Origin of the sequence: Pseudomonas sp. 22526, assembly GCF_052044735.1 — a bacterium.
GTDB classification, from domain to species: Bacteria; Pseudomonadota; Gammaproteobacteria; order Pseudomonadales; family Pseudomonadaceae; genus Aquipseudomonas; species Aquipseudomonas piscium.
In genome coordinates, this window is the sequence record NZ_JBQENK010000014.1 from 25,076 (window position 1) to 32,805 (window position 7,730).

The 7,730-nt window shown below is 61.6% G+C and carries 7 protein-coding genes and 2 tRNA genes; all 9 read left to right on the forward strand.

The genetic code is table 11. The features are described from left to right. Positions 1-241: 241 nt before the first annotated feature. The 9 genes from accD to ACTJKT_RS20800 all read left to right on the forward strand — a co-directional run bounded on the left by accD (position 242) and on the right by ACTJKT_RS20800 (position 7,728). Positions 242-1,162: an acetyl-CoA carboxylase, carboxyltransferase subunit beta gene (gene accD, locus ACTJKT_RS20760; RefSeq protein ID WP_007921980.1), complete on the forward strand. Its 921-nt coding sequence runs from the start codon at positions 242-244 to the stop codon at positions 1,160-1,162. Beyond that, positions 1,159-2,466: a bifunctional tetrahydrofolate synthase/dihydrofolate synthase gene (gene folC / locus ACTJKT_RS20765; protein ID WP_440788387.1), complete on the forward strand. Its 1,308-nt coding sequence runs from the start codon at positions 1,159-1,161 to the stop codon at positions 2,464-2,466. The genes accD and folC overlap by 4 nt, the downstream gene beginning before the upstream one ends. Then, positions 2,450-3,139 carry an SPOR domain-containing protein gene (locus ACTJKT_RS20770; RefSeq protein WP_440788388.1) on the forward strand — a complete coding sequence of 230 codons (690 nt, stop codon included), beginning with the start codon at positions 2,450-2,452 and terminating at the stop codon, positions 3,137-3,139. The genes folC and ACTJKT_RS20770 overlap by 17 nt, the downstream gene beginning before the upstream one ends. 98 nt (positions 3,140-3,237) lie before the next feature. Continuing rightward, positions 3,238-3,795: a CvpA family protein gene (locus ACTJKT_RS20775; RefSeq protein ID WP_007921975.1), complete on the forward strand. Its 558-nt coding sequence runs from the start codon at positions 3,238-3,240 to the stop codon at positions 3,793-3,795. A gap of 41 nt (positions 3,796-3,836) precedes the next feature. Next, positions 3,837-5,342 carry an amidophosphoribosyltransferase gene (purF, locus tag ACTJKT_RS20780; protein WP_007921973.1) on the forward strand — a complete coding sequence of 502 codons (1,506 nt, stop codon included), beginning with the start codon at positions 3,837-3,839 and terminating at the stop codon, positions 5,340-5,342. Between the two features lie 33 nt (positions 5,343-5,375). Continuing rightward, the gene (locus ACTJKT_RS20785; protein ID WP_440788389.1) at positions 5,376-6,587 is read left to right on the forward strand and encodes an O-succinylhomoserine sulfhydrylase; all 1,212 of its coding nucleotides are present in this window, start codon (positions 5,376-5,378) and stop codon (positions 6,585-6,587) included. Positions 6,588-6,592: 5 nt separating this feature from the next. After that, complete coding sequence (locus ACTJKT_RS20790; protein ID WP_440788508.1) at positions 6,593-7,360, forward strand: SDR family oxidoreductase; 768 nt, start codon at positions 6,593-6,595, stop codon at positions 7,358-7,360. A gap of 159 nt (positions 7,361-7,519) precedes the next feature. Beyond that, a tRNA-Val gene (locus tag ACTJKT_RS20795) sits at positions 7,520-7,595 on the forward strand. Positions 7,596-7,654: 59 nt separating this feature from the next. After that, positions 7,655-7,728: transfer RNA gene (locus tag ACTJKT_RS20800), tRNA-Asp, on the forward strand. The last annotated feature ends 2 nt before the right edge of the window (positions 7,729-7,730 follow it).

A 7,730-nucleotide genomic window follows, 5' to 3' on the forward strand; every position in this document is an offset into this window, starting at 1 on the left:
CGTCCATAACACCACTGTACAAAACAGGCCGGCACCGTCGCTGGGCGGGCCGAAATCGAAGTGGCAACCGCTCTATCCGGGGGTTGCCGGGATGGCTGAGGAGCCGTTCGGTACAGGCAGGTCAAGCTCGCGCTGACCGCGGTAGCGAACAGATCATCGCCGCACACATGAATTTAGCTCAAGGGCATACGCGGGGCCGCGAACCAGAGCGTTCGGGCCGCCGGTACTGGAGAAAGAAAGCATGAGCAACTGGTTAGTAGACAAACTGATCCCTTCGATCATGCGTTCCGAGGTGAAGAAAAGCTCGGTGCCTGAAGGTCTGTGGCACAAGTGCCCATCCTGCGAGGCGGTGCTGTATCGTCCGGAGCTGGAAAAGACCCTGGACGTTTGCCCCAAGTGCAACCATCACATGCGTATCGGCGCTCGCGCCCGTATCGACATTTTCCTCGACGCTGAAGGCCGTGCCGAACTGGGCGCCGACCTGGAGCCGGTAGACCGTCTGAAATTCCGCGACGGCAAGAAGTACAAGGATCGCCTGACCGCGGCCCAGAAGCAGACCGGTGAAAAGGACGCGCTGATTTCCATGAGCGGTACCCTGCTGGGTATGCCGGTGGTGGTGTCGGCGTTCGAGTTCTCCTTCATGGGCGGCTCCATGGGCGCCATCGTTGGCGAGCGTTTTGTGCGTGCCGCCAACTACGCGCTGGAAAAACGTTGTCCTATGGTCTGCTTCTCCGCTTCCGGCGGTGCGCGGATGCAGGAAGCGCTGATCTCCCTGATGCAAATGGCCAAGACCTCCGCGGTGCTGGCGCGCCTGCGTGAAGAAGGGCTGCCATTCATTTCCGTGTTGACCGACCCGGTCTACGGTGGCGTTTCTGCCAGTCTGGCGATGCTGGGTGACGTGATTGTCGCCGAGCCCAAGGCCCTGGTCGGTTTCGCCGGTCCTCGCGTGATCGAGCAGACCGTGCGTGAAAAACTGCCGGAAGGTTTCCAGCGCAGCGAGTTCCTGCTGGAGCATGGCGCCATCGACATGATCATCCCGCGCCAAGAGTTGCGCCCGCGCCTGGGCAACCTGCTGGCTCAACTGATGGGCTTGCCGACGCCTGAGTTCGTCGCCGCGCCTGTCGAGGCGATCGTGGTGCCACCGGTGCCTGCAAACATATGACCGAACGTACCCTTGGCGACTGGCTTGCCTACCTTGAGCAGTTGCATCCGTCAGCCATCGACATGGGGCTGGAGCGCTCGCAAGAAGTAGCATCCCGCATGGGATTGGGCAGGCTGGCGCCTCGGGTCATCACGGTGACTGGTACCAACGGCAAGGGTTCTACCTGCGCGTTCGTGGCGTCCTTGCTGCGAGCCCAGGGGCTGAAGGTCGGTGTCTACAATTCTCCCCATCTGTTGCGCTACAACGAGCGCGTGCAGATCGATGGCGTCGAAGCCAGCGATGCCCAGCTGTGCGAGGCCTTTGTCGCGGTCGAGGCCGGGCGCGGGGAAATTTCCCTGACCTATTTCGAGATGGGCACTTTGGCGGCCTTCTGGCTGTTCCAGCGTGCCGGTCTCGACGCTGTGGTGCTGGAAGTCGGCCTGGGCGGGCGCCTGGATGCGGTCAACCTGGTGGATGCCGATCTGGCGCTGGTCACCAGTATCGGCGTCGACCATGCCGATTATCTGGGCGACACCCGTGAATCCGTGGCCTTCGAGAAGGCCGGCATCTTCCGCCAGGGTGCGCCTGCGCTCTGCGGTGACCTGAATCCCCCTCAGCCCCTGCTGGATAAGGCGCGTGAGTTGAACTGCCCGTTCTTCCTGCGGGGTCGTGATTTCGACCTGGGGATCACCGAGGTGAACTGGCAGTGGCGCGGTCTCGATGCACGGGGCAATGCCGTCGAGTTGCGCGACTTGCCGCTGCTCGATCTGCCCATGGAGAACGCCGCGCTGGCCTTGCAGGCCTATTTGCTGCTGGGGTTGCCTTGGCAGGCCGAGCGCATCGCCGAAGCCTTGCGGCAGACGCGAGTGGCCGGGCGCCTGGATCGCCGTCAGTTCGAGTGGCAGGGCAAGCGCCTGAATCTGCTGCTGGATGTCGGGCACAACCCTCATGCCGCGGAGTATCTGGCCGAGCGCCTGATGCGCCGACCCGTGGCGGGCAAGCGCCTGGCGGTATTCGGCCTGTTGGCGGACAAGGATCTGGAGGGCGTGGTTGCCTGTCTGGATACCTGTGTCGAGCATTGGGCGGTGGCGCCGCTGGATTCTGCCCGCGCGCGTCCCGTTGCGGACTTGCAGGCTGCACTGGAGAACCTTGGGGCTTCGGTAGCGTCTTATGAGAGTGTGGCTGCTGCGCTGGAAGGGCAGTGCGCGCAGGCTGCGGCCGAAGACGAGATTCTGCTGTTCGGATCTTTTTATTGTGTTGCCGAGGCGCTCGAGTGGCTCGCCCGGCGCTCCACGGAGGAAGCTGCACATGGCTATGCTGGATAACGTCTACAAGCAGCGAATGGTTGGGGCCCTGGTTCTGGTGGCGTTGGCGGTGATTTTCCTGCCGATGCTGTTTTCCCGCGAAGATGAGCAGCGGCATGTCAATGTCGAAGCGCCGGCAGTGCCTCAGACCCCTGCGGTAACCCAGGTGCAGGTCGAGCCGGTCGTGGTGCCGGAGCCGCAGGCGCTGCCACAGGAGCCGGTACCCACCGATGAAGAGGTGGCCAAGCAGGCCGCGCCTTCGATGCCGATTGCTCCAAGTGCCCCGGTTGCTTTGGCTCCAGCTCCAGTCCCGACTCCGGCGCCGCTGCCAGTCGCTGCGAGCAAGCCAGTGGCTCCGCCGCCGGCACCAGCGCCCAAGCCGGCTCCTGCCCAGCCGATTGCCGCTGCGCCAGCCAAGCCCGATGCGACCCCAAGCCGTGTTGATGCGAATGGCCTGTCGGTCAGTTGGTCGGTGCAGCTGGCCAGCCTGTCCAGTCGGGAAAGTGCTGAAAACCTGCAGAAAACCCTGCGCAGCCAGGGTTACAACGCCTATATCCGTTCCGCCGATGGCAAGAACCGGGTGTTCGTCGGCCCGTTGATCGAGCGGGCCGAGGCGGACCGCCTGCGCGACTTGCTGAGCCGTCAGCAGAACCTCAAGGGCTTTGTCGTGCGCTTTCAGCCTGAGCGCGGTTAAGGCTATCGCCTTGATTTGCGAAGCACAGTGAATCGCAGCTTACCGACGGCCATGCGCTCTGTTAAAATGCGCCGCCTTATCCGTCTGTAGGCTGCACTGTGCCATTTACCTGGGTTGACTGGGCGATCGTTGCAATCATCGCCATCTCCGCTTTGATCAGTTTGAGTCGCGGCTTCGTCAAAGAAGCGCTGTCGCTGCTTACCTGGATTGTCGCAGGAGTCGTTGCCTGGATGTTTGGCGGTTCTCTGTCCGAATACCTCAGCGGATACATCGAGACTCCCTCGGCTCGCGTGATCGCGGGCTGTGCCATCATGTTTGTCGCCACTTTAATCGTGGGCGCAATGATCAATTATCTTATCGGCGAGTTGGTTCGCGTCACCGGGCTATCCGGGACCGATCGATTCCTGGGCATGGCCTTCGGCGCGGCGCGTGGCGCGTTGCTGGTGGTCGTGGCAGTCGGGCTGTTGAGCCTGGGACCGGTACAACAGGATTCCTGGTGGCAGCAGTCGCGACTGGTGCCACAATTTCTATTGGTTGCAGACTGGTCAAAAAACCTCATATTGGGGTGGAGCAGTCAGTGGCTGGCCAGCGGTATCAGCGTACCCGCTGAAATACCGTTCAAGGAACAACTCTTACCGGCCAAAACGCCTCAGTAAGATGTGTTCAGTTCAGTTTCATTAAGTAGGGGTTGCGTCGCATGTGTGGCATCGTCGGTATCGTCGGTAAGTCGAACGTCAATCAGGCGCTGTATGACGCGCTAACCGTCCTCCAGCACCGCGGCCAGGACGCTGCCGGTATCGTGACCAGCCATGATGGCCGGTTATTCCTGCGCAAGGACAACGGCCTGGTCCGTGATGTTTTCCATCAACGGCACATGCAGCGCCTGGTCGGTCACATGGGTATTGGCCATGTGCGTTATCCGACCGCTGGCAGCTCGACTTCGGCCGAAGCTCAACCGTTTTACGTCAACTCGCCTTACGGCATTACCCTGGCGCATAACGGTAACCTGACCAACGTTGAACAGCTGGCCAAGGAGATCTACGAATCTGACCTGCGCCACGTCAACACCAATTCCGATTCGGAAGTCCTGCTCAACGTCTTCGCTCATGAGCTGGCCCAGCGCGGCAAGCTGCAACCGACCGAAGAAGACGTGTTCGCCGCCGTGACCGACGTGCACAACCGTTGTGTTGGCGGTTATGCGGTAGTGGCCATGGTCACCGGTTATGGCATCGTCGGTTTCCGCGACCCTCACGGTATTCGCCCGATCGTTTTCGGTCAGCGTCACACCGACGAAGGCGTCGAGTACATGATTGCCTCCGAAAGCGTTTCCCTGGATGTGCTGGGCTTCACCCTGATCCGCGACCTGGCGCCGGGCGAAGCGGTCTACATCACTGAAGACGGCAAGCTGCATACCCGTCAGTGCGCGACCAATCCGAAACTGACTCCGTGCATCTTCGAACACGTCTACCTGGCGCGTCCGGACTCGATCATCGACGGTGTGTCGGTGTACAAGGCGCGTCTGCGCATGGGTGAGAAGCTGGCGGAGAAGATCCTGCGCGAGCGTCCGGATCACGATATCGACGTGGTCATCCCGATTCCGGATACCAGCCGTACCGCGGCGCTGGAGCTGGCGAACCACCTGGGCGTCAAGTTCCGCGAAGGCTTCGTGAAGAACCGCTACATCGGCCGGACCTTCATCATGCCGGGCCAGGCTGCACGGAAAAAATCCGTGCGCCAGAAACTCAATGCCATCGAGCTGGAGTTCCGCGGCAAGAACGTGATGCTGGTGGATGACTCGATCGTTCGCGGCACCACCTGCAAGCAGATCATCCAGATGGCCCGTGAAGCCGGCGCGAAGAACGTCTACTTCTGCTCCGCGGCGCCGGCCGTGCGTTTCCCTAACGTATACGGCATCGATATGCCGAGCGCTCACGAACTGATCGCGCACAATCGTTCGACTCAGGATGTGGCCGATCTGATCGGCGCTGACTGGCTGATCTATCAGGATCTGCCTGACCTGATCGAGGCGGTCGGTGGTGGCAAGATCAAGATCGAGAACTTCGACTGCGCGGTGTTCGATGGCAAATATGTCACTGGCGACGTCGACGAGGCCTACCTGAACAAGATCGAAAACGCCCGTAACGATGCCTCCAAGGCCAAGACCCAGGCGGTCAGTGCGATCATCGATCTGTACAACAACTGATTTAGAGCATTAAAGACATAAGGAGTAGGCGGCATGAGTCAGGATTGGGATGCCGGTCGGCTGGACAGCGACCTTGATGGCGTAGCTTTCGATACCCTGGCCGTGCGCGCCGGCCAACACCGTACCCCGGAAGGGGAGCACGGTGATCCGATGTTCTTCACCTCCAGCTACGTGTTCCGTACGGCCGCCGATGCGGCCGCGCGGTTCGCCGGCGAGGTGCCGGGCAATGTCTATTCCCGCTACACCAACCCGACCGTGCGCGCGTTCGAAGAGCGCATCGCCGCCCTGGAAGGCGCGGAGCAGGCCGTGGCCACCGCCACCGGCATGGCGGCCATTCTCTCGGTGGTCATGAGTTTGTGCAGCGCGGGCGATCATGTCCTGGTTTCGCGCAGCGTGTTTGGCTCGACCATCAGCCTGTTCGAAAAGTATTTCAAACGCTTCGGTATTGAGGTCGATTACGTGCCCCTGGCGGACCTGTCCGGCTGGGATGCGGCAATCAAGGCCAATACCAGGTTGCTGTTCGTTGAATCGCCGTCCAACCCGCTCGCCGAGCTGGTGGATATTGCTGCGCTGTCCGAAGTGGCTCACGCCAAGGGTGCAATGCTGGTGGTCGACAACTGTTTCTGCACGCCGGCACTGCAGCAGCCGCTGAAGCTGGGTGCGGACGTGGTGGTGCACTCGGCCACCAAGTTCATCGACGGCCAGGGTCGTTGCATGGGCGGTGTGGTGGCTGGCCGCAGCGAACAGATGAAAGAAGTGGTGGGTTTCCTGCGTACCGCGGGGCCGACCCTGAGCCCGTTCAACGCCTGGATCTTCCTCAAGGGTCTCGAGACCCTTAACCTGCGTATGCGCGCCCATTGTGCCAATGCCCAGGCCCTGGCCGAATGGCTGGAGCAGCAGGATGGCATCGAGAAGGTGCACTACGCCGGTCTGCCAAGCCATCCGCAATACGAACTGGCCAAGCGTCAGCAGCGTGGTTTCGGCGCGGTGGTGAGCTTCGAGGTCAAGGGTGGCAAGGAAGGGGCCTGGCGTTTTATCGACGCCACTCGCCTGATTTCCATTACTGCCAACCTGGGTGACAGCAAGACCACCATCACTCACCCGAGCACCACCTCTCACGGCCGTCTGGCGCCGCAAGAGCGTGAGGCGGCGGGCATCCGTGACAGCCTGATTCGTATCGCTGTCGGTCTTGAGGATGTGGTGGACCTGCAAGCCGACCTGGCGCGCGGCTTGGCAGCCTTGTGATCGAGTTGTCCGAACAGCAGAGCATTGCCAACGGCCGCGTCGCGCTGGTGACCGGCGCGGCGCGCGGTATCGGCCTGGGCATTGCTGCCTGGCTGATCAGCGAAGGCTGGCAGGTGGTGCTGACCGACCTGGATCGTGTGCGCGGCTCCCAGGTGGCCAAGGTTCTGGGTGACAGCGCCTGGTTCATTGCTATGGACGTGGCGGACGAAGCCCAGGTCGCTCTGGGTGTCGCCGAAGTGCTGGGGCAGTTCGGGCGTCTCGATGCGTTGGTGTGCAACGCGGCGGTCGCCGATCCACGCAACATCACCCTGGAAAGCCTCGACCTGGCTTACTGGAATCGGGTGCTGGCGGTGAACCTCAGCGGTCCGATGCTCCTGGCCAAGCACTGTGCGCCGTATCTGCGCGCTCACGGCGGAGCCATCGTCAACCTGGCGTCTACCCGTGCCCGGCAATCGGAACCTGACACTGAGGCCTATGCGGCGAGCAAGGGCGGTCTGCTGGCCTTGACCCATGCGCTGGCCATGAGTCTGGGGCCGGAGATTCGGGTCAATGCGGTCAGCCCCGGCTGGATCGATGCCCGGGATCCGGCGGCGCGTCGGGCCGAACCTTTGAGCGATGCCGATCATGCCCAGCATCCGGCGGGCAGGGTAGGGACGGTCGAGGATGTGGCGGCGATGGTGGCGTGGCTGTTGTCGAAGAACTCCGGTTTTGTCACTGGCCAGGAGTTCGTGGTCGACGGCGGCATGAGCAAGAAAATGATTTATCGCGATTGATGACGCGTGGAGGGTGCAACGAGCGCGGCTTGAGGTCGTTGGTGTTGTTGGTCCCTTCTGCAGGCTTTGTCGTGATTTTGTCTTTTTCAGAAAAACTTCAAGCAGGGTATTGACTTAGCATCGGTATCTGCGTAAATTTCGCGGCCTCAACGAAGCAAAGGGTGATTAGCTCAGCCGGGAGAGCATCTGCCTTACAAGCAGAGGGTCGGCGGTTCGATCCCGTCATCACCCACCACTTCTTGAGTGTCTTTCGAAAGAAAGGCGGAGGCTTCCACGGAAGCATCCAACCGACGCGCAGCGGTAGTTCAGTCGGTTAGAATACCGGCCTGTCACGCCGGGGGTCGCGGGTTCGAGTCCCGTCCGCTGCGCC